Here is a 19,212-nt window from a genome sequence, read left to right as displayed (position 1 = left end):
ACGGACCTGGTCCCGGTCCCGGACTGTCCGATCGAGCAACCCTATATGCCCGAGCCGGATCGCAGCCGGACGACGCCGACCCAGGACAGCCTTTTCTTTCCAATGAACGGACATCTCTACAAGCGCATTCAGCTTGCGGGACTGAGCGAGCCGACCGACCTCGAGATCATCTGGACGCCCGAAAATCCGTTCTTTCCGTTTCAGCAGGCCGCCGCTTGGCTCGTCCCCTGGACCGCGAAGACCGCCCATGTTTCGGTCGCTCGAGGCGACCCTCAATGTTTCTTCAACTGGTTTTTCTCTCCCGGGAACGTTCCGGGGCACATCGAAATCCGGGCAAGGCAATCACTCGCCGGATTGAAAGTAGCGTTTTCCGATCGAACCTGGGACCGCGAAGGCGAGTGTCCCGCAAGGCAGCTTTGCCCGATCCTCGTCCAGCAGTTGCGGCAATGCCAATCGGCTCCCCGGTCAAAATCGTGCGACGGATTGATCGATACGGCCAGTCAGCTCACATCCCCATTTCAATGCAGAAGGTCCGGCGATTTCGAGCCGGTTCCGGCGATCTGGGTTTGCGAGGAGGTGGTGGTCTCCAACGTTCTGGAAGATACGATGCATCTTCTGAAGCGATTGAAGACAGCCAAAGCTCGCCAGTTCTACCGGTCAGGGCAATTTCGCGGCGTGCTGGATGGGGCCTTGGCGGAGGAATACATGGATGACCCTCAACTGGAGCAATCTGCATCGCCACGCAAACGTTAGCGTCGCGCTGCAGGCCGCCATCAATTCCGCATCCGCCGGTGGCCGATCACCACCAATACGGCCACCGCCATCCCTCATAGCGGACATACGACGGCACCAGCGGCGGGCCGTAGGGATCGACCCGGTCGTCCTCGGGGCGATAACGATAGCGTGGAACAATATTGTAGTCCCACGGCGTTGGCCTGAGCACCGGAACGTCCACCCTCAGCCGTGGCTCAGCAACCACACGGACCTTCCGCGCCCGGGCTTCAGCACCAGACGTTCCCAGGTTCAACAGCACCAGAGCCGCTCCGAGAGCGCACGCGACAGTCATGATCTTCATGCGTTGGTCTCCTTGCCAAGAGAGTGCAAAAGGACTCAAAACAAGGCAAGTCAATTCGCTGACCATCAGGATCAAATTCATGACGACAGTGCTTCGCATCGCAGCCTTCTCCGATGGAAACCGAGGCGGCAATCCCGCCGGCGTCTGGATCGGCGAGGCCCTGCCGGATGCTTCGCGGATGCAGGCGATCGCGGCGGAGGTCGGCTTCTCCGAGACAGCCTTCGCGGCGCCCGGCGGCGACGCCTGGCGCGTCCGCTACTTCTCGCCGGCGATGGAGGTGCCGTTCTGCGGCCACGCCACCATCGCCCTCGGCGCGGCGCTGGCGCACCGCCACGGCGACCGCAGCTTCGCGCTGCACCTGAACGATGCCGTCATTTCCGTGTCGGGCCACAGCGTTGGCAATACGATTGCAGCCGCGCTGCAATCGCCGCCGACGCGCAGTGCGCCGCTCGAGCCAGGGCTGCGGGATGAGCTCTTGAACCTGTTCGGCTACGCCGCCTCCGATCTCGACGCGAAAATCCCGCCGGCGAAAATTCACGGCGGGGCCGATCATGCCGTGCTTGCGCTGACATCACGCGCGGCGCTGGCGCGCATGGACTATGACTTCGCGCGCGGCCGCGCCCTGATGGAGAAAGCGGGGCTGGTCACGGTCGCGCTTGTGACCGTGGAGAGCGCGCAGCTGTTTCATGTCCGCAATGCCTTTGCCGCCGGCGGTGTGGTCGAGGATCCCGCGACGGGTGCGGCCGCCGCCGCGTTCGCCGGCTATCTGCGCGACATCGGCTGGCCGCATGGCGGCGCCATCGACATCGTGCAGGGCGAGGACATGGGCGCGCGGTCGCTGATCCGTGCGGAGATCGGCGCGGCCAAAGGCAGCTCGATCCGGGTCTCGGGCACGGCGCGGTTCATGGACTAGCCCTTCGCCGCCGCACCTGCCGACCGTGCCATATTACCCCTGTTTTGCCCGACGGGTCAAATCCAATTTCTGTATTACCGAATCATTGAAATCGCTCGCGATTTCTACTGTGCATGGGGTTGTTTTCGAACAATTTGTCGGAGGGCTTCCCGGTGGGCCCGTGCGAGGCGGACTTTCCCTTGCATTCCCCCGCTCCGCCCCTACGGTGCGCCGCGCGATGCCAGCTGCGAGAGACGAGACCTGCCATGACCGACGCCACCAGATGCCCCAACTGCAGTTCGGAGCATGCCTATCAGGACCGCGATCTCTGGATCTGCCCGGAATGCGCCCATGAATGGAGCGCTGCGACGGGCGCCGTGGCGGATGCGCCGCAGGAGGCGGGCGTGCGCGATGCCCATGGCAATGTGCTGACCGATGGCGACAGCGTCATCGTGATGAAGGACCTCAAGGTCAAGGGCTCCTCCTCGGTGGTCAAGGGCGGCACCAAGGTCCGCAACATCCGCCTGCAGGACGCCACCGACGGCCACAACATCGCCTGCAAGATCGACGGCATCGGCGCGATGAACTTGAAATCGGAGTTCGTGAAGAAGGCGTAGCGGGCGGCGCAGCCCGGATGGGCTCACCGCTGCCGCTGCGCCAGATAAAACCCGCACAGCACCGTCACGAGGCCGGCCGTCTGCAACATCGTCGGCGCCTCACCGAGCAGCAGCCAGCCGGTGAGCAGCGTCAGCGCCGGCACGCAGGCCGGAAACACCGCAGCACGGCGACGCCGAGGCGCTGCACGGACACGGCAAAGAGATACAGCGCGGCGGGACCGGCGAGCACGCCCTGCGCCAGCGCCTGGATGGCGTTTTCGCCGACGCCGATCGCCGCGATGCGGGCGAGGCCGCCGCTCAACAGATAGGCCGGCAGCAGCAGCAGCGACAGCACGTTGATGACGAGCGCGGCCGACACCGGCGAGACGCGCCAGTGCCGCAGCAGCGCGCCGAAGCCGGCAAACATGAAACCGGTGAGCACGAAGATCAGATCGCCCTGCACGCCGTCGGCGCCGATATGGCCGATCGATTCCGCGCCGATCACACACAGGCCGCCGACGATGACGATCGCGCCGGCAAGCCGCGAGGCGGAGATCTTCTCCTTCAGGAACATCGCCGCGAGCAGCAGACCGCCGAGCGTTGCGGACGACGGCTGGATCACGCTGCCATGGCCGAGCGGCACGAACAGGAAGCCGGTATAGGAGATCAGCGACATCACGGGGCCGCCGAGCACCATCAGCACAAGGCCCCTGCCCCAGCCGATGCCGCAGAGATCGCCGATTCCGGCGCGCAGAACCAGCGGCAGGAACGCGATGCCCGACCAGACATAGCGGTGCACGAGCAGATCGACCGGCGTGAAGCCGACCTTCAGCCCATGCCGCGTGCCGGCAAAGCCCAGCGCCCAGAACAGCGCCGCCGACAGGCCGCAGACGACGCCGAGAAGCGCCGGAGCCGCATCGTTCTTGTGAATGAGAGCGTCAGCGCCGCTCGTCCGCTGATCCATGGATCAAGCCTTATGTCAGCGCGCGAGCCGGCTCAACCCACGCGGCTGCAGGGCTGGCAGGCAAAGCGGCCGCGCGCGCTCGCACCGTCACGTCCCCTCCCCGAACACCATCCGCCATCCCTTGCGCGTATCCATGTATTCCCTGACCTCGCGGATGCGATTCCCCGCCACCGTGAACACGAAGCAATAGTCGTTCTCGTACGGCTTGCCGCCGGGGAGCGTCGCGCGCATCCGCTCTTCCACGATGACGACATCGCCATCGGCATGAACGCTGCGAAAGGCGATATCGATCTCCGAAAACAGCTTGTGCATCTCTTGCGCGATGAAGCGCGCGATCTGCCCTGCGCCGACCATGTGGTCGGTGTGGTCGAGCGCGATCGCGGTGGCGTTGCCCTTCGGCGCGATCCATTCGGCATCCTCGGTGAACAGCGCGGCGATCCGCTCGGCGTCGCGCGAGGAGAATGTTTTCCAGGCGTTGAGGACGATGTCTTTCGGGCTGGTCACGGCGGGCTCCCCGGCTGCATTGAGATGTGAGCCGCGTTCTAGGCCGCGATGCGCGTTGCGGCTCGCCACAATCGGACTCGGTCATCCGGCGGCACTTCCGCCTGCACCGTCATGGGCTATGATCCGGCCATGCTGAGCTTCGAGACCTGCAACGCCGCGCGGCTGCGCCGCGATCCCCGCTATGACGGCCGCTTCTTCACGGCGGTGAAGACCACGGGCATCTATTGCCGCCCGGTCTGTCCGGCCAAGCATCCGCTGACGCGCAACGTCTCCTATTATCCGACGGCGGCGGCCGCCGAGGCCGCGGGCTTCCGGCCCTGCCTGCGCTGCCGTCCCGAGACTGCACCATTCTGCCCGGCCTGGAACGGCACGCGCTCGACCGTGGCGCGCGCGGTGAAGCTGATCAACGACGGCGCGCTCGACAAATGTTCGGTGGTGACGCTTGCGACGCGGCTCGGCATCTCCTCGCGTCATCTCGCACGCTTGTTCGAGCGCCACGTCGGCGCCACGCCGCAGCAGCTTGCGAAGACGCTGCGCGTGCAACGCGCCAAGCGCCTGCTCGATGCCAGCGGCCACACCATGACGGAAATCGCGTTCCAGGCCGGTTTCGGCAGCCTGCGCCGCTTCAACGCCGCGTTCGCCGAACTCTACGGCCGTTCGCCGTCAAGCTTGCGCAACACTCAGAAGAACCCGGGGCTGAGATCGAGGCCGTAAGTGAGGCTCAGCACGAACACGAACAAGGCGGCGGCCGCGAACAGCGCAAGATGCCTGACGATGAACTCACGCGGCGAGGTGCTGGCAACAACGGCTTTTTGCGCAACAGGCATGACGGCTCCAGTATTGATTCCAGAATTGGCCGCTCAATATGCGGCGCGCGCATCAGGCGCTGCGATCCGCAAAACAACTATTAAGAAGATCACACTCGTCTTGAACGGCTGTACACAAGAAAGGGATTGCGCGATTCTTTTTCAGCGCCCGCTTCTCGATCCGCGCACAGACGACGAAAATGCACAATTTCTCGTCGGAACAAAAAAAGCCGCGCTCCCCGTGGGGAACGCGGCTTCAATGCGATACGAGCTCTTCTTAAAACCCGAATCTTGCGGTAGGCACGATACGCCGGGACTGCTTGTCGCCGGAAGCCTGGTCTAGCGGGCCGAGCCCGTGGTCGCCGTCGCGGTCTTCAGCTTGCGCGGCGTCAGGACGCTGGCCTGGAGCGCCGTCACGCTGGTGGCCGGCGCCGTTACCTGCTGCTCGACAGCGGTGGCACCGAGCACGCGGACCTGCACGGGCGAAACCGGAATGCCATGGGCCTCATAGGCCGGCAGCTCGGCGGCGAAGGTGGCAGTCGAGCCCGCGATGACGAGGGCGGCGGCTGCGATCGACAAAGTCTTCTTGTTCATTGGTGATGCTCCAAAGGAAGGTTCGAAGCCCATGTAAGCCTGATTTGCTGCGATGCGACATGCGTTGTTGCATTGCAATATCTCACCCTGCGCATGGCGATATGTTTAACGCGCCCAAGATGTTGGGCAGGACGCTGAGCGGGATCCGCCTAGCGTGCCGGACTGCCGATATTCTCCCGGGAGCCGCAATGGAACCTGCGTTGCATCTGCGCAACACCTGCCCGAAAAGCCCGCTTCTGCCGATTTGCGCCATTGCGCCGCCACACCGTCCTCCGAACAATTGACGTACCGCGTGCCTGACTGTGCAACACTGTTCGACAAGACCGGTTTGAGCAAAACCGTTTGGAGGCAGGGATCATGAACGATCGGCGGTCTCTTCTGGTGGCAGTCTCGTGCCCCTCGGCCGTCATGGCCGGCTGGCTGGCGCTCTCTCTGTCCGCCTACGCCCCTGCCCTGATCGAAAACAGCGGCGCCAATGCGGCTGCCGTCTCGCGCGCGAAAGATCTCAGCCGGCTCGAGCTCGCCGACATCCCGCGCGCTGCGACCCTTGAGGACGGCGTTGCTTTGACCGCGGACATTGCGGCCAGTGTCGCTGCGGCACCGGTTGCGGCTGCAATGCCCGACGCCCCCGCCATCAAGCTCGCCTCGGCCGATGCGGCGCTGATCCTGCCGAGCGAACCGCCCGCGCCGCAGATTTTGCCTGAACCCGAGCCCGTCGTCAGCGAGGCAACACCGGCCCCCGCGCAGGAGCCGATGGTCAAGCTCGCCTCCGCCGATCCCGGCGATGTCGTGCCATCGGAAGCGCTGTCACCCGCGGCCCTCGCGACCGGGCCGGCGCCTGCCGAGAGCAAAGCGTCACCGTCTGCAGACACCGTTGCCGTGCTCGACGAGTGTTTCGTGATGGACGCCTGCATCGACCGCTATCTCTGGGCGCTGTACCAGCGCACGCCCAAGGAGGACTCGATCAAGGTCGAGGAGCGCCGCGCTGTCACCGTCAAGCGCAAAGGCAAGATGGTCACGGTGATGCGCAGCTTCACAAAGCTCGTCGACGAGGATTTTGGCTGGAAGGATCCGAAGGCGGCCGAGCACGCCAAGATGTCGATGATGGATTACGTCATCGGCGGCATGGACAAGAGCTTCAAGCAAAAACTGTTTCGCACGCTGCTCGCGGCGGAAGCCGCCGGCCTCTCGCCGGGCATCACCAGCGCGTTCCGCGACGATTATCGCCAATCGATCGCGAGCGGCCTGAAGGCCGCTTCCGACCGCTCCTATCACGGCGGCAGTACGCGCGGCGGTTATGGCCACGGCATGGCGGCCGACATCGTCTCGACCGCCGGCAACAACCGCGCGCAGCGCTGGGTCTCGACCGAAGTGCTGTGGAAATGGGTCGATGCCAACGGCAAGGCGCTCGGCATCGGCCGGCCCTATCTCGGCCGCGATCCCCCGCATGTCGGTCCCATCGATGGACAGGAATACATCTCGAAGCGTGGCGTTGCGACCAGGGAGGCCGCCAACGTCAAGCCGAAGAAGGCCCGGGCCGTGGCCAGCGCCAAGCCGCCGAAGGCACAGGCGGCCCGTGAGCAGAAGGTCTTGGCCAAGCCGCAGAAGTCGGCGCAATCGGCCGCCAAGCGCGCGACCTGAACCGTTACAGCTTCCGTCCCGGCGTCGGCAGCGGCACTAGGCGCATCTCGGCTGTCCCTGCTTCCTGCGTGCGCACCAGCACGGCAAAGATGGTTTCGACTGCGAGCCGCACCGCCGCCTCCATCGCCTTACCCTTGGCCAGATGCGCCGCGATCAGACCGGTGAGGAGATCGCCGGTGCCGTAAGGGCGGATCGGCAGGCGTGGCGTCGCAAACCGCGACAATTCCCCGTCAGCGCAGAGGATCGTCTCCACCTGCCCGTCCGGCGTATCGACGAGCGTGCAGCCCGTGGCGACGACGTCGATGCGGCCGGTCCCCGCCAGCGCCGTGCACGCCGCGCGCAGGCCCTGCGTGTCCGCGATCGTGACGCCGGAGAGCAGCTCGAGCTCGAACTGGTTCGGCGTCGTCAGGTTCGCGGCCGGCAGCAGCCGATGCCGCACCACGTCCAGGATACCATCGGCGACATAGACGCGGCCATCGTCGCCGATCACGGGATCGCAGAGATAGACGAGTTTCGAATTCCGCGTTAGCGCCCGCTCGACGAAATCAGCGACGACGGCGGCATTCCCTGGCGAACCGAGATAGCCAGTGACCAGCACCGCGGCCTCGTCGACGAGATCGCGCTCCTCGACGCCTTTGAGGAGGTCGGCCACGAGCTCGGTCTCCAGCACGCGTCCGCGCAAGGTCGGATAGCGCGGATGGTTCGACAGCAGCGTGGTCGGCACCGCCGCAACGTCGACGCCCTCCGCCTGAACGGCATAGGCGGCCGCGCTGTTGCCGACATGGCCGTGGACCACCTGGCTTTGAATGGAGATGACGAGCATGTGGAGGTCCGTAGGATCAAATGCGCAGCAAGGCAAGCGTGGCCGGGATCACGAAACGTCGTACCCAAGCCCCGGCCGCAGAGCCTGCAGCTTCCGCGCCAGCCGCCGGTGCCCGCTCTCCTTCGAGCGAGCCAGCCGGGCCGCGACCGCGACATGGTCCGCATCGCTCTTGTGCTGGTTGAGCTTGGCCTGCCCCTCGACGCTATCAACCACGAGATCGATGACGCGGATCGCCGCCAACATGGTCTCGCGCTTGTCCGGCTCCATCTGCGCGAGGTCCCAGGGCGCCTTCGGCAACCGCGCCTCGGCGACCGCGAGCAGCGCATCGCCATGGCCGCGGTTCTCGTCCAGTCCGCGCAAATGCGCCACGCCCGACAGGTGCACGGCCTCATAGAGCCAGGTCGAGACATTGTCGCGCGAAGAATACCAGTCGTTGGAGATATAGGCATCGTCGCCGGCAACGATCAGCAGGAAGCGTCGCGCGCCATCCGCGAGCGGGACGAGCGGATTCTTGGCGGTGAGATGGATCTGAACGATCGCGCGCCCGTCGCGCTGCTCCAGCACGAAGGGCACATGCGAGGCGCGCGGGCCGCGCTCATCCGCCGCCACGATCATGCCGAAGCCGCGCTTACTCGCGAATTCCAGCGCACGCTGCTCCTCGATACGGAACTGGGGACGAAGAACATGCATGGCGCGCTGCTCGATTTGGACAAAGGACAATGCGAGGCTAACTCATCATCGAGCGAAACCCGAAACGATATTCGCCCGCAAATGGGGATATCAGGAATGATCTTGCCGTCGCGCAAGCTCGCTGCGTTCCAGTGTCGCAGGCTCGTCACTCAGACGTGATACCTGCTTCGGGAAAAAGCCATGTTGCGCGTGCTAAACATACCTACCGCGCGGTATCTTTCGCGTACCACACTTGAGCCCGTCATGACGTCCGCCTTCAATGCCTATGCAGCGCTTGCCCTCGCCATTGTCTTCGAGGTCACCGCGTCCGCCTTCCTCCAGCAATCCGCGCAGTTCACGCGGCCATGGCCGACGCTGGCCATGGTGCTGTTCTACGTCGCCTCGTTCTATGCCCTGTCGATCGCGATCCGGGTCATCCCCCTGAGCGTCGCCTACGCGATCTGGGGCGGGGTCGGCATCATCCTGACCGCAACCGTCTCCTTCGTGCTGTTCCGCCAGATGCTGGATGCGGCGGCCCTCGTCGGGATCGGGCTGATCATCTCAGGGGTGGTGATCATCAACCTGTTCTCGCAGACGACGGCACATTGATGCCGCCGAGCGCCTATACCCGCGCCAAGCAGCCCGAGCAGGTCCGGCGCGCTTTGCTCGACCACGCAGCCGCCATCGCCATGGACCATGGCGTCGCGGGCGTCACGGTACAGGCAGTCGCAGCGGCGGCCGGCGTCACCAAGGGCGGGCTGTTTCATCATTTCGGAAGCAAGCAGGCGCTGATCGAGGGCCTGTTCGCCGATCTGCTTGCCCGCGTCGACGCCGAGATCGACGCCGCGGTTGAGGCCGATCCCAAGCCACGCGGCAGCTTTACGCGCGCCTATGTCAATGCGGTGTTCACCGGCAAAGCCTTCGGCTTCGCCACGCCCTGGGCGGCGCTGAGCATGGTCGTCGTCACCGATCCGTCCCTGCGCCGGCTCTGGAACGACTGGATGAAGGCGCGCCTCAAGCGCCACCGTGCAACCGATGCGGCGCCCGAACTCTACGTCGTGCGCCTCGCCGCCGACGGCGCCTGGCTGTCCTATGTCACGACAGGACAGACGCGCATGAATGCCGAGCTGCGCGCCGCGCACGACCGGCTGATCGCGCAGACCTATCGGCGCGCCTAGCCGGGAATCTGACCTGCTGCTAGTGGCTCTGCACCGGCTTTGGCTGACGCCGCGCCGATTTCGATGATTTTGCGTCGGGCTTGGCCGCGGTCCGCGGCGGCGGTCCATCGACGGACTGCAGATATGCAGCGAGCGCCTTGGCGGAGTCGGAACTGGCCGCGTAGTGATCCGTCAGAAACCAGGACAGCGTCAGGCTCATGCGTCCCTTGGCAAGGCCGCGCGGGCTGCGATGGCAGGTCGCGCAGCCGTCGGCAAACAGCTTGTCGGGCGCCTTGCCGGCATCGAGATTTTGTGCGGTCGCAACCGTTGCCGTCAGCCCGGCGGCCGCGGCAAGAAGTATCAGGAGCGCGATCAGGCCACGCCCCGGCCGAAAGTGCGATATCAATGCCGTCCCCAGAGCGTTTTCAAGCGAAGTGGATGACCGGTTCGCGTAAAGAAAACGCGTCAAAGATCCAGAGTTCCCGTCCTGCGGTCACGCCGCCAGCAATTGATCGAATTCGGGCGGCGTATAGGCCTTGCCGTCCTGGTCGGTGATGACAACCTGCCACCCCTCGCTCGCCCACACCCTCGCCTTCGCCACGATGAGCAGCCGGCTCTCGCGGGCGAAACTGCACTTCTCATTATCGCGTTCTGCGATCATCTTATAGGCCAATGCGCATCCCCTTGCGTTGCCCTGCACCCGCTTCCCTCGTGGCAGCGGGCTTTGGCGGCAATTCGCCGGGAGCGTGGCAATTTGGTGCCATCCGCAGGCAGCATTGTGCTGGCCCCGGCCGAACGACGGAGGTCGATCAATGCCTGACATCATGAAGGCGATTCTGCTTGTCGCAGGCTTGCTTGGGGCGAACCTGCTTGGCGGCCTACCCGCAGCAGCGCAGACCTATGATCCGCGCTATCCCGTCTGCATCGAGGTCTACACCATCGACGGCAGCAGCATCGATTGCAGTTTTGCGACGATGGCGCAGTGCATGGCGAGCGCGTCCGGGCAATCCGCCCAGTGCTACGCCAACCCCTATGCCATGCAAAATCGCCAGCCGGGCCCGGGCCCATCGCCGCCGCGACGGAGCCGCTAACGCCCGCGATCCGCTCAGTGCACGCGTATGACGTGCGGGCGGCCGAGATCGATCAACCCCTGCACCGCCGAGAGGCGATCGTCCAGGGCCGCGATCGTGAGCAGCAGATTGTTTCGGCGCTCGTCGAGCAGACCCATCTCGGCGCCGGAGAGCTTGGTGCTCGTCCGCTCCTTGTGAATCCCGTCAAGCGACTTACGCAGTCCGGCGATCAGGCCGGAGAGCTGTTTGGCCTCTTTGGTCATCGACCGCTTCGCGACATTTTGGCGGCGCGACTCCGCCTGGCTCTGTCTCATGACATCCTCCCGTGCCCCTCTGCCCCGAGTGGATGCTTACATCTTTGGATACACATCTTACGATCGATGAAATCTGCCCGCGAAGAACTTTCTTAAATTATACGCGCCGGGAACCGGAGGCGCCCAAACAGAAAGCCCGGCGCGAAGGCCGGGCTTTCATTGGCAAGGCTGGTGCTCAAGGCTAGTGCTCAAGACTAGTGCTTGGGATGACCGCCACCGGGACCGCCTGCCGGCGCACCACCACGAGGCGCGGCATTGATGTGCGGAGCACCACCACCGCCATGCGGCATGGCAGGTGCGGCCGCACGCGGCGCCGGCATCTGCGCGTGCGCATTCATCGGCGAGCCGTGACTGACGTTCGGTTGCGCCACATGCGGCATCGCAGGACGCGCGGCAGGCGCAGCCGACACGCGCGGCGCTTCATGCGCACGTGCCATCGGCTGTGCGCGCACAGCAGCGCGGCTCGCCGCATGATCATGCATGATGCGCGCCTGCGCATCGCGAGGATTTCGGCTCTGCGCATTGGTCCGTTCGTTCACGACGCGGTCGCTCCGCCCGGCGCGTGTCCGATCGGCAGCAGGCGCAGCGTCGCGCCTGGCGACAGACGCATCGTGTCGTGCCGTTGCGGCATCACGTCCGGAGATTGCGGCATTGCCCCTGGCATTCGCGCCGTTGCGTCCCAGCGCGATCGCAGCATCGCGCGTCGCCGCGCGGCCGATACGGGCCGCATGCGGATCGATCGTCATCCGCGTTGCGACCTGCTGATGCGAGGTCCAGTAGTTATTCCAATACGCGTGCCGCCGATACCACGGCCGCCCCTCATAATAGCTCGACCAATACGAGCTCAGCACGAAGGGCGCGACCGGCACGTCGATCTCGTCGACATAGTCGGGGAGATAGACGTAGTGATTGCGGTAGAGATATTCGAGATATTGCGACGACACCCAGCCGCGATCATCGGAGAAGCTGACGTCGCACCAGGCATTGCCGCGCAGGCAACCATGGATGTTGACGCGGGCACCCTCGGGGATGCGATCGACCACGGGAAAGCCCGACCCCGGCCCGGCACGCAGCCCGGTCGAGACGGTAACGATGCCCGGCGCGGCCAGCGCAGCGGTCGGGGCAAGCAGCAAAGCAGCAACTAAAGCGGTTCTGAGCCTCATGGCGAAGTCCTCCTCTTGCGAGTCGGAACGCGTGGGCGAAACGAGCGTTCCGCCCAGGAGGGGCGCATTCGTCAAAAGATTGAGACACGCGCAGTGCGCGGTTCAATATTCATCCGTCGTTCATCCGCACGACGCGCACGAGCGTCAATTCACCGGTAACATGAACGCATCGAAGTACGACGCCAGCCCGGCAAAATCGTCGAGCGGCAACACGACCGCCACGTACTGGTCCGGCCGCACCACCACCATGCAGCCGGCCTTGCGATCGATGCCGCGCATCGTGAAGACGTCATGGCCGCTCTTGAGGTCCGGACAGAACATCTTCTCGTAATCGTACAGGCCGTAGCGGCCTTTGCTCGGGAGCAACATCGGCGGCATCGCCTCGATGGCGAGCTCGCGATGATCCTGCTGAAACACCGCGCGCAGATCGATCACGCCGTCGATGTCGGCGCCCACTGGGGTATAGCGCCTGACCGGCGACTGCCGAGCTTCGGCGAGGAAATTGCACAAGGCACGAATGGCCGAGCCCGACGCTGCGGGATTCTCGGCGGGAGAAAACGCGTAGATCCGGAAGCGGCCGTCTGCCTGCCCGGCATGGCCGAGATGAACAGGCTTGGCGTCGCCCAGCCGAATGACCGGCGCGGAATGGAAGCGCGTGCCGATCATGACCCCTTCCGCGAGATGCTGATGCGATGTCGCGCCCGTGAGTAGCGAAGGTCTGTAATGCGTCGCCGTCCCGGCGGTATAACGGCCGTGCCTGACAAAATAGTCCTGCGTCTTGGCGGCATCGGCGCCGCCGGCCTTGGCCGCGGAGGCCAAAATCCCCGCCCACTCGCGGTCGAAGTCGATCAGCTCCTTCGCAACCGTCTGGCGCTCAGCCGAATAGGAATGCAGCAAGCTCGGCGCAGATTGCTTCCTCAGCACGGCCGCGAGCTTCCAGCCGAGGTTGAAGGCGTCCTGCATCGAGACGTTCATGCCCTGCCCCGCCTTCGGGCTATGGGTATGGCAGGCATCGCCGGCGATGAAGATACGCGGCAGGCGCGAGGCGACCTCGGCCTCCGGCACATCGTCGAACTTGTCGGTCAGGCGCTGGCCGATCTCGTAGACGGACCACCAGGCGATCTCCTTCACGTCAAGCGTATGCGGCTTCAGGATCCGCTGCGCTTTCGCAATCACGTCATCAGCCGTGATGTTGCGGTTGGCAACGCGCTCGCCGACATCGAGTTTTGCCAGCTCGACGTAGATGCGCACCATGTAACCGCCTTCGCGCGGAATGATCAGCAGACTGCCGTCCTTGGCCGACTGGATCAGCGCCTTGAAGCGGATATCCGGAAAATCGGTCACCGCCAGCACGTCCATCACGCCCCAGGCGTGATTGGCGGAATCGCCATGCAACTCGCGGCCGATCGATTTGCGCACCGTGCTGCGGGCACCATCGCAGCCGACGACGTAGCGCGCCCTGATCGTCTCGACCTTGCCTTCGTTCGCGGCATCAGTGCGCTCGAGGCGCACCGTCACGGCGTGGTCGACAGGCTCCGCGGCCGGATCGACCCGAAGGTCGAGCAGACGGCGACTGTAATGCGGCTCGAGCTTGGCCGGCGCCTTGCGCATGACGTCGAGAAAGCCGTCATGGATGCGGGCCTGGTTGAGGATGACGTGGGGAAATTCCGACAGCCCGTCCTCGACGTCCTGTACCCGTCCGCTGCGGACGATGGTCTCGGGCTTCCGCTCGTCCGGTTTCCAGAACGTCGTCTCATTGACCCAACAGGCCTCCTTCAGCACACGCTCGCTGAAGCCGTAGGCGTGGAACATCTCCACGGTGCGGCAGGCGATGCCGTCGGCCTGACCCACAAGCAGGCGGCCCGGCTTCTGCTCGACGATGCAGGTCTTGATGTCCTTGAATTGCGCGAGCTGGGCAGCGAGCGTCAGGCCCGCAGGACCACAGCCGACGACGAGGACATCGACCTCGTCAGGCACGGCGCCCACAGCGCCCGAGGCCTGCACGCGCTCGGCGGGATCGGCGATTTCAGGATCGCCCGGCTGAAATCCATTGAGATGGAATTGCATGAGCACCTCTCCCGTCAACGTCTTCTTCGATATTGCTCAGTATGCTGACTATCAGTATACTTGTCAATAATCGCGCCCCTCCCTGTGACCTCAGGAGAATTCGGTGAAAGACAACAACGACATGCCCGGACATCTGGCGCGCCGGTTCCAGCAGATCGCGGTCGCTGTGTTCCTGGCCGAGGTCGGCGATGTCGGCTTCGATCTCACGCCGGTGCAATACGCGGCGCTTGCGACCATCAAGGCCAATCCGGGGCTCGACCAGGTGACGCTCGCAGGCCTGATCGCCTACGACCGCACCACCATCACCGGCGTAATCGACCGCCTGGTGCAGAAGGGGCTTGCCGAGCGCCGCGCCTCGAGCCGCGACCGCCGCGCCCGCGAGCTCGGGATCACCGACGAGGGCCGGCGTACGCTGCGCAAGATCACGCCGGCGGTGGAGTCCGCCCAGCGCATCATGCTGCGCGGCCTGAGCGCCAAAGAAGGCGAGGAGCTGATGCGGCTGTTGCGCAAGGCCATCGCCGCCGGCAACGAGCTCAGCCGCGCCCCGCTGCGCGACGTTCAGGCATAGAGAGCGTTTTCGAGCGAGGGGACACCGGCTCGCGTCAAAAAAGCTGGAGCCCCGTATTTCTATCAGTATTTGTCGCAGTGCCGCGAAACCTGGAGCTAACCTTCGGCTGCTACCGTCCGCCCCATTCGGCGCTTAACGCGCGATTAACTTTGCCGTTCGGGAGTTTTCCGATGTTCAGGTTCATCATGGCGGCCGCGGCGATCGCGCTCTCGACCGTTCCTGCGCTTGCAAACGGCCACGGCGGCGATGCCCCGCCTCCGCCGAAGCCGGAGGCGACGACCGCGCCGGCCAAGGTGGTCATCACCAAGCAGGGTCCCAAGCTGGTCGATCCCAAGGGCATGACGCTCTACACTTACGAGCGCGACACCAACGGCAAGAGCTCGAACTGCAACGGCAAGTGCACCGAGAGCTGGGTTCCGCTGGCCGCGACGGCCGATGCCAAGGCCATCGGCGACTTCACCGTGATCAGCCGCAACGACGGCAGCAAGATGTGGGCGTACCGCTACCGCCCGCTCTACACATCGCCGGCCGACAAGACGCCCGGCGATGCCAACGGCAATGCCACGACCCTGCAGTGGCGGATCGCTCGGCCCGAGGAATGACGCGCGAGCGACGCCGGCCGTATCAGTGTCGCGGCTTGCTCACGGCGACTTTCTCGTGCGTGTTGGAATCAACCGAGGCGTAATTCACCTCCGCATTCCAATGCAGCGCCACGTACAAGACCATTCCGGCCAGGATTGACCCGTAAAAGCCGAGCGTGGCCAGCCGCCATTTGCGGACAACCCGGCGGTCACTTTCATTCAATTGATCAAGAAATTTTTGCATGATGCCTCCAATGGCAACCGGCCATCGAGGCATAGCGCAAGGCGAGCAGATCGCCTGTGAACCAGTTCACCCTTGCGGGATCGCAGCTCCCGCGCGCGTTCACGCGTGAGTGAGCGTCCTCCTCAGCCCCGCCAGCTTCTCCCCGCTTCGACCTGCGCGCTCTGTCCGGGCGGGAGCACCACGACGGTCGAATTGAGCTTCACGCGGTCGTAGAGATCGATCACGTCCTCGTTGCGCATCCGGATGCAACCGGACGAAATCGCCTGGCCGATATATTCGGGCTGGTTGGTGCCGTGGATGCGGTAGAGCGTGTCCTTGTTGCCGGCATAGAGATAGATGCCCCGCGCCCCCAGCGGATTGGCGGGACCACCGGTAACACGCGCCGGATACGGTCCGAGCCGTGCCTGGATCTCTGCCGTCGGAACCCAGTCCGGCCATTCGGCCAGGCGGCCCACACGCGCGACGCCCGAGAAGGCCATGGCCTCCTCGCCGACCGCGACGCCGTAGCGGATCGCCTTGCCGTCGGGCAGCACGAAATAGAGGTAGCGCGCATCGGTGTCGACCAGGATCGTGCCCGGCTGCTCCTTGCGCGGATAATCGACGATGTGACGGAGATATTGCTCGGGCACGTTGGCCTGGGCGTAAGGCGTGTGCGCCAGCAACTGCCGGTCGCGCGGCGTCATGCTCGCATCCGTCGATGGCGAAAGAGTCGTTTGCATGCAGCCGCCGAGCGGCAGCGAGGCAACAACGAACAAAGCGAGTAGAAATCTTGGCACCGCCGGCCCCCGATAAGCAAATGGCAGCGCCCCCAGCAGCGTCAGATATTGCCCAAATCGTGCTGAAAACAAGGCGGAACGGAACACGTGCACGTGTTTGGCCGGCTGGGTTCCATCACCACAAACGGCGGAAGTGCGTCGCATCATCTCCATCCCCTCGCCTTGCTTTGGTCAAACCCGGCTGGACTCGTGCGTCATCGGGGCAACCTCATCAAATTGGGATGGGCTCGCCTTCACAGATCGGCTCGCGCCAATGCGGACGACCAGAACTTGAAACACCAGGTCTTCAAAGGAGCTGCGATGCTCGCGACGCTGAACAGCAGTCAAATCGTCGATGCGATCGTGAAGGACGCGGTCAAGGACAACGATCCGCACGACGCGGTTCAGATTTCGCCTGATATGGTGCGGGCCTCGCGCCCCATCAGCGTCGCGCCCGCGCTGGCACCGGAGATCACCGCACGTCCGGAGCCGAAATTCGCGCCGGAGCCCAAGGTCAATCCGGAGCCGAAGTTCAGTCCTGTCGCCGAGCCGCAGGCGGCAGCGCCGTCAGTCGACACCGCCGTGCGTGTCGCGGCCAGCGATGGTGCTGGCCGACAGAAGAAATCCGCCGCGGGCAAGTGGCTGCGCGGCGCGTTCGTCACGTTCCTGTTTGCGGGCGGCAGTGCGGCCGCCACCATTGCCTGGGAGAAACACGGCGACACCGCGACGCAAATGCTTGCCGAATGGACGCCGGCATTGACGTCGCTGCTGCCTTCGACCTCGCAAACGGCGCCGGTCGCCGCAGCGCAGGCCGCCGCACCGGATCAAACGGCCGATCAATCTGCAACACCACCCGCAGTTCAGGTTGCAGCAGCTGCTCCCGCGGCAATGCAGCCCGCCGATGCAACGCAGTCGGTGCAGTCGATGACGCGCGATATCGGCTTGATGGCGCAGCAGATCGAACAGCTCAAGGCCAGCATCGCCGAGCTGAAGGCCGGACAGGAGCAGATGGCGCGCGAGATGGCGAAGCCTTCCGCACCGAAGCCGCTCGCTGAAACGAAGCCCACTGATCCGCGCGCGCGTGTGTCCGCGCTTCCGCCGCGAGCTCCGGCACCGACGCCGCCGCCGTCGGTTCGCAAGCCGAAACCGGTCGTGTCGCAGACCTACATGCCGGCTTATCAGCCCGCGCCGCTCGCGCCGCCGCCTTCGCAGGCTGCCGCAGTCCCACCGCCAGCGCCGCCGCCGGCTACGACGCAAGCCGTCGCCGATGACGACGGACCGGTCGTGCGTCCGCCGATGCCGCTGCGCTAGCGCAACTACGTCGCGCACGCTGTCCGAGTCGACATGAAGCGTTGAGTCCGGGTTACTACGGGAAGCGATGTTTCGATCGTCTTCCATCAAGAGAAAAGGCCGTCGGGATTTATGCCGGCGGCCTTCTCTTGCAACTGCCGGTTCCCGGAGCCCGGTTCTGTTGCAATTCCATGCTTCATGATCGCGCCGACATGTTTAATAAAATCTTAATGGGCTCACATGCTGCACATCATTTCTGCGCCATAGGCACAGAGATTGTGCGGCCTGTTCATTCGAAAGATATCGACTCAGTGGTACCATCCGATACGTGTTGTTGAGACTTGTGCTGAAGACTTCTGTCGTCACACCGGGGAATTCGGATGCCTTACTACTCCTTCGATCTTGTGGTTGGTGAAGAGTTCAAGAACCAGGGCGGAATCATCCTCGAAGACATCGAGGTTGCCTCTGATCGCGCCGATCAATTGGCGTGCGAGCTGTCGCAGGTGAAGCCGGAGCTGCAGCAAAAGGGCTGCGCGGTGCGCGTCACCGATCGCGATCAGAACGAGGTCTATCGCACGCCGCTCGATCCCGTGCCGGCCTGGCAGCGCTAAGCTACTCGTCCAGCACCGGCGGTTCGAACCAGTTCGTCAGCGACAATCCGCCGTCGACGACAAAAGCCGCGCCGGTGACGTAACCGGACAGCTTGTTCGACAGCACCGTGAGCGCCATCGGCGCGAGGTCGTTGGCCTCACCGAGACGCCCGAGCGGAATGTGCCGCGACAGCGACGCATCCGCAACGAACCCGCCCGCTGCGATCGCACCCGGCACCAGCGCGTTGACGCGGATGCCGTGACGACCAAAAGTCTTCGCGAGCTCCTTCACCAGCATCGCCATCCCCGCCTTCGCCGTCGAGTAATGCGGCAGGTTGCGCGGCGTGCCCGCGTGCAGCGAGGTGAGGAGCAGGAACGAGCCGGGTCGCTTCGCCGCGATCAACCGCTTCGCAAGCTCACGTGCCAGGTGAAAGCCGGCATCCAGATTGACGGCATGCATCTCCCGCCAGGTCCTGCGATCGACCGCGAGCGCATGATCGGCCTCACGGCGCGGCGGTGAGGCGCTATGCACGAAATGCGAGACCTCGCCGAGCGCGGCATGTGCGGCGGCCAGCAGCTCATCGCAACCATCGAGGCTCGCGAGATCGCCGACCCAGGGTACCGCCAGTTCAGGCCTGCTGCTCGCGCTGATCGCGGCACTGACCCGGTCCGCGTTCACATCGGCGAACACGGTCCGGACACCCTCGCCGACCAGCGCCCACGCGATGGCGCGGCCGATGCCGTTGCCGGCGCCGGTGACGAGCGCCGTGTCACGTGCGGGATCGAACGGCGTGCTGAACAGGCTCATGACGCTCTCCGGGTCCGGGAGCCGCCAATTTAGTGCACCGC

Annotated in this window: 29 protein-coding genes; 13 read left to right on the top strand and 16 right to left on the bottom strand. The window is 64.7% G+C overall.

Going from position 1 to position 19,212, the window contains the following annotated elements; translation table 11 throughout:
• The first annotated feature begins 45 nt into the window (after nucleotides 1-45).
• The gene (locus tag AC1RR3_RS29850; RefSeq protein ID WP_492827381.1) at nucleotides 46-753 is read left to right on the top strand and encodes a hypothetical protein; all 708 of its coding nucleotides are present in this window, start codon (nucleotides 46-48) and stop codon (nucleotides 751-753) included.
• 46 nt (nucleotides 754-799) lie between these two features.
• Here AC1RR3_RS29850 and AC1RR3_RS29845 read toward each other — a convergent pair whose 3' ends face one another.
• On the bottom strand, nucleotides 800-1,075 hold the full coding sequence (locus AC1RR3_RS29845) for a hypothetical protein (protein WP_492827379.1): 276 nt from the start codon (nucleotides 1,073-1,075) through the stop codon (nucleotides 800-802).
• Between the two features lie 79 nt (nucleotides 1,076-1,154).
• Here AC1RR3_RS29845 and AC1RR3_RS29840 point away from each other — a divergent pair, with 79 nt between their 5' ends.
• A complete protein-coding gene (locus tag AC1RR3_RS29840) occupies nucleotides 1,155-1,988 on the top strand; it encodes a PhzF family phenazine biosynthesis protein (RefSeq protein WP_492827377.1) in 834 nt (277 codons plus the stop codon).
• A gap of 245 nt (nucleotides 1,989-2,233) precedes the next feature.
• On the top strand, nucleotides 2,234-2,584 hold the full coding sequence (locus AC1RR3_RS29835; protein WP_492827375.1) for a zinc ribbon domain-containing protein YjdM: 351 nt from the start codon (nucleotides 2,234-2,236) through the stop codon (nucleotides 2,582-2,584).
• 23 nt (nucleotides 2,585-2,607) lie between these two features.
• On the opposite strand, the gene AC1RR3_RS29830 is transcribed toward AC1RR3_RS29835, so the two are convergent.
• The 3 genes from AC1RR3_RS29830 to AC1RR3_RS29820 form a co-directional block, all read right to left on the bottom strand.
• Nucleotides 2,608-2,742 carry a hypothetical protein gene (locus tag AC1RR3_RS29830; RefSeq protein ID WP_492827373.1) on the bottom strand — a complete coding sequence of 45 codons (135 nt, stop codon included), beginning with the start codon at nucleotides 2,740-2,742 and terminating at the stop codon, nucleotides 2,608-2,610.
• Nucleotides 2,715-3,527 (bottom strand): EamA family transporter, encoded by an 813-nt coding sequence (locus AC1RR3_RS29825; protein ID WP_492827372.1) that lies wholly within the window; start codon nucleotides 3,525-3,527, stop codon nucleotides 2,715-2,717. The genes AC1RR3_RS29830 and AC1RR3_RS29825 overlap by 28 nt, the downstream gene beginning before the upstream one ends.
• A gap of 87 nt (nucleotides 3,528-3,614) precedes the next feature.
• The gene (locus AC1RR3_RS29820; RefSeq protein ID WP_492827371.1) at nucleotides 3,615-4,031 is read right to left on the bottom strand and encodes a nuclear transport factor 2 family protein; all 417 of its coding nucleotides are present in this window, start codon (nucleotides 4,029-4,031) and stop codon (nucleotides 3,615-3,617) included.
• A gap of 129 nt (nucleotides 4,032-4,160) precedes the next feature.
• On the opposite strand from AC1RR3_RS29820, the gene AC1RR3_RS29815 reads away from it, so the two are divergent.
• Nucleotides 4,161-4,745 carry a bifunctional transcriptional activator/DNA repair enzyme AdaA gene (locus AC1RR3_RS29815; protein ID WP_492827369.1) on the top strand — a complete coding sequence of 195 codons (585 nt, stop codon included), beginning with the start codon at nucleotides 4,161-4,163 and terminating at the stop codon, nucleotides 4,743-4,745.
• Here AC1RR3_RS29815 and AC1RR3_RS29810 read toward each other — a convergent pair.
• A complete protein-coding gene (locus tag AC1RR3_RS29810; protein ID WP_220008240.1) occupies nucleotides 4,712-4,858 on the bottom strand; it encodes a hypothetical protein in 147 nt (48 codons plus the stop codon). The genes AC1RR3_RS29815 and AC1RR3_RS29810 overlap by 34 nt on opposite strands.
• Between AC1RR3_RS29810 and AC1RR3_RS29805 the strand changes: the two genes are divergently transcribed.
• The gene (locus AC1RR3_RS29805) at nucleotides 4,857-5,180 is read left to right on the top strand and encodes a hypothetical protein (protein ID WP_492827366.1); all 324 of its coding nucleotides are present in this window, start codon (nucleotides 4,857-4,859) and stop codon (nucleotides 5,178-5,180) included. The genes AC1RR3_RS29810 and AC1RR3_RS29805 overlap by 2 nt on opposite strands.
• Here AC1RR3_RS29805 and AC1RR3_RS29800 read toward each other — a convergent pair.
• Complete coding sequence (locus AC1RR3_RS29800) at nucleotides 5,177-5,431, bottom strand: hypothetical protein (protein ID WP_492827364.1); 255 nt, start codon at nucleotides 5,429-5,431, stop codon at nucleotides 5,177-5,179. The two genes, AC1RR3_RS29805 and AC1RR3_RS29800, sit on opposite strands and share 4 nt — an antisense overlap.
• 357 nt (nucleotides 5,432-5,788) lie before the next feature.
• Here AC1RR3_RS29800 and AC1RR3_RS29795 point away from each other — a divergent pair, with 357 nt between their 5' ends.
• The gene (locus AC1RR3_RS29795; RefSeq protein WP_492827362.1) at nucleotides 5,789-7,072 is read left to right on the top strand and encodes a hypothetical protein; all 1,284 of its coding nucleotides are present in this window, start codon (nucleotides 5,789-5,791) and stop codon (nucleotides 7,070-7,072) included.
• A gap of 4 nt (nucleotides 7,073-7,076) precedes the next feature.
• Here the strand turns inward: AC1RR3_RS29795 and pdxY are convergent, their stop codons facing one another.
• Nucleotides 7,077-7,895: a pyridoxal kinase gene (gene pdxY, locus AC1RR3_RS29790; protein WP_492827360.1), complete on the bottom strand. Its 819-nt coding sequence runs from the start codon at nucleotides 7,893-7,895 to the stop codon at nucleotides 7,077-7,079.
• A 48-nt stretch (nucleotides 7,896-7,943) separates the two neighbouring features.
• Nucleotides 7,944-8,585: an FMN-binding negative transcriptional regulator gene (locus tag AC1RR3_RS29785; protein WP_492827358.1), complete on the bottom strand. Its 642-nt coding sequence runs from the start codon at nucleotides 8,583-8,585 to the stop codon at nucleotides 7,944-7,946.
• A gap of 243 nt (nucleotides 8,586-8,828) precedes the next feature.
• Here AC1RR3_RS29785 and AC1RR3_RS29780 point away from each other — a divergent pair, with 243 nt between their 5' ends.
• Together AC1RR3_RS29780 and AC1RR3_RS29775 are read left to right on the top strand one after the other, a co-directional pair.
• Entirely contained in the window at nucleotides 8,829-9,173 is a 345-nt protein-coding gene (locus AC1RR3_RS29780; protein ID WP_492827356.1) for a DMT family transporter, read from the top strand.
• Nucleotides 9,173-9,742, top strand: coding sequence for a TetR/AcrR family transcriptional regulator (locus tag AC1RR3_RS29775; protein WP_492827505.1), 570 nt, complete (start codon nucleotides 9,173-9,175; stop codon nucleotides 9,740-9,742). Before AC1RR3_RS29780 ends, AC1RR3_RS29775 begins: the two co-directional genes overlap by 1 nt.
• 19 nt (nucleotides 9,743-9,761) lie before the next feature.
• On the opposite strand, the gene AC1RR3_RS29770 is transcribed toward AC1RR3_RS29775, so the two are convergent.
• A complete protein-coding gene (locus AC1RR3_RS29770) occupies nucleotides 9,762-10,127 on the bottom strand; it encodes a hypothetical protein (RefSeq protein ID WP_492827354.1) in 366 nt (121 codons plus the stop codon).
• A gap of 87 nt (nucleotides 10,128-10,214) precedes the next feature.
• The gene (locus tag AC1RR3_RS29765; protein WP_492827352.1) at nucleotides 10,215-10,421 is read right to left on the bottom strand and encodes a hypothetical protein; all 207 of its coding nucleotides are present in this window, start codon (nucleotides 10,419-10,421) and stop codon (nucleotides 10,215-10,217) included.
• Between the two features lie 112 nt (nucleotides 10,422-10,533).
• Here AC1RR3_RS29765 and AC1RR3_RS29760 point away from each other — a divergent pair, with 112 nt between their 5' ends.
• Nucleotides 10,534-10,812 (top strand): DUF3551 domain-containing protein, encoded by a 279-nt coding sequence (locus AC1RR3_RS29760; RefSeq protein ID WP_492827350.1) that lies wholly within the window; start codon nucleotides 10,534-10,536, stop codon nucleotides 10,810-10,812.
• 14 nt (nucleotides 10,813-10,826) lie between these two features.
• On the opposite strand, the gene AC1RR3_RS29755 is transcribed toward AC1RR3_RS29760, so the two are convergent.
• The 3 genes from AC1RR3_RS29755 to AC1RR3_RS29745 all read right to left on the bottom strand — a co-directional run bounded on the left by AC1RR3_RS29755 (nucleotide 10,827) and on the right by AC1RR3_RS29745 (nucleotide 14,335).
• Complete coding sequence (locus tag AC1RR3_RS29755) at nucleotides 10,827-11,054, bottom strand: hypothetical protein (RefSeq protein WP_492827348.1); 228 nt, start codon at nucleotides 11,052-11,054, stop codon at nucleotides 10,827-10,829.
• 245 nt (nucleotides 11,055-11,299) lie between these two features.
• Entirely contained in the window at nucleotides 11,300-12,268 is a 969-nt protein-coding gene (locus tag AC1RR3_RS29750) for an SH3 domain-containing protein (RefSeq protein ID WP_492827346.1), read from the bottom strand.
• 144 nt (nucleotides 12,269-12,412) lie between these two features.
• Nucleotides 12,413-14,335, bottom strand: coding sequence for an FAD-binding monooxygenase (locus AC1RR3_RS29745; protein ID WP_492827344.1), 1,923 nt, complete (start codon nucleotides 14,333-14,335; stop codon nucleotides 12,413-12,415).
• 103 nt (nucleotides 14,336-14,438) lie between these two features.
• Here AC1RR3_RS29745 and AC1RR3_RS29740 point away from each other — a divergent pair, with 103 nt between their 5' ends.
• Entirely contained in the window at nucleotides 14,439-14,903 is a 465-nt protein-coding gene (locus tag AC1RR3_RS29740; RefSeq protein ID WP_492827342.1) for a MarR family winged helix-turn-helix transcriptional regulator, read from the top strand.
• 170 nt (nucleotides 14,904-15,073) lie between these two features.
• Entirely contained in the window at nucleotides 15,074-15,505 is a 432-nt protein-coding gene (locus tag AC1RR3_RS29735) for a COG4315 family predicted lipoprotein (RefSeq protein ID WP_492827340.1), read from the top strand.
• Nucleotides 15,506-15,527: 22 nt separating this feature from the next.
• On the opposite strand, the gene AC1RR3_RS29730 is transcribed toward AC1RR3_RS29735, so the two are convergent.
• Nucleotides 15,528-15,728 carry a hypothetical protein gene (locus AC1RR3_RS29730; protein ID WP_492827339.1) on the bottom strand — a complete coding sequence of 67 codons (201 nt, stop codon included), beginning with the start codon at nucleotides 15,726-15,728 and terminating at the stop codon, nucleotides 15,528-15,530.
• A gap of 122 nt (nucleotides 15,729-15,850) precedes the next feature.
• Nucleotides 15,851-16,447, bottom strand: a complete 597-nt coding sequence (locus AC1RR3_RS29725; RefSeq protein ID WP_492827337.1) for a L,D-transpeptidase — start codon at nucleotides 16,445-16,447, stop codon at nucleotides 15,851-15,853.
• Nucleotides 16,448-16,804: 357 nt separating this feature from the next.
• On the opposite strand from AC1RR3_RS29725, the gene AC1RR3_RS29720 reads away from it, so the two are divergent.
• Nucleotides 16,805-17,794 carry a hypothetical protein gene (locus tag AC1RR3_RS29720; RefSeq protein WP_492827335.1) on the top strand — a complete coding sequence of 330 codons (990 nt, stop codon included), beginning with the start codon at nucleotides 16,805-16,807 and terminating at the stop codon, nucleotides 17,792-17,794.
• Nucleotides 17,795-18,153: 359 nt separating this feature from the next.
• Nucleotides 18,154-18,384 (top strand): DUF6894 family protein, encoded by a 231-nt coding sequence (locus AC1RR3_RS29715; protein ID WP_063683845.1) that lies wholly within the window; start codon nucleotides 18,154-18,156, stop codon nucleotides 18,382-18,384.
• A gap of 1 nt (nucleotide 18,385) precedes the next feature.
• Here the strand turns inward: AC1RR3_RS29715 and AC1RR3_RS29710 are convergent, their stop codons facing one another.
• Entirely contained in the window at nucleotides 18,386-19,171 is a 786-nt protein-coding gene (locus tag AC1RR3_RS29710) for an SDR family NAD(P)-dependent oxidoreductase (RefSeq protein WP_492827333.1), read from the bottom strand.
• Between the last annotated feature and the right edge of the window lie 41 nt (nucleotides 19,172-19,212).

The sequence above is a fragment of the Bradyrhizobium sp. GW821-FHT13H05 genome, from assembly GCF_058804065.1.
This window is presented reverse-complemented; position numbering and strand designations above follow the sequence as displayed.